A 267-nucleotide genomic window follows, 5' to 3' on the forward strand; every position below is an offset into this window, starting at 1 on the left:
GCCCGCCACCAGCGCGACCGGCACCGCGATCGGCGCGGCAACCGCCGCGGGCAGCATGACGGCGCCGAACTTGCGCAGCGTATCGGTATCCCAGCCAAGCGGGCGGATCGCAAGGTGCCGTCCGTCACGCGAAAGCGTGATCGCACTGCCGAACGCGACGGAGCATGTGCCCCGCGCGATGGCCTTCACAACGATCGCGCCGGCGCCGCACTGTTCCGCAAATTCCACGAGCGGCGCAAGCGCCCAGGCCGCCAGCGCGCCAGTCAG

1 protein-coding gene is annotated in these 267 nt (G+C 71.5%); it reads right to left on the reverse strand.

Annotated features, from left to right (window positions below; all coding sequences use genetic code 11):
- Window positions 1-267: hypothetical protein (locus tag SB822_RS57730; RefSeq protein ID WP_410859189.1), on the reverse strand; the 267-nt coding region annotated here is incomplete at both ends.

The sequence above is a fragment of the Paraburkholderia sp. SIMBA_054 genome (genome assembly GCF_046534875.1).
Taxonomy (GTDB): domain Bacteria; phylum Pseudomonadota; class Gammaproteobacteria; order Burkholderiales; family Burkholderiaceae; genus Paraburkholderia; species Paraburkholderia hospita.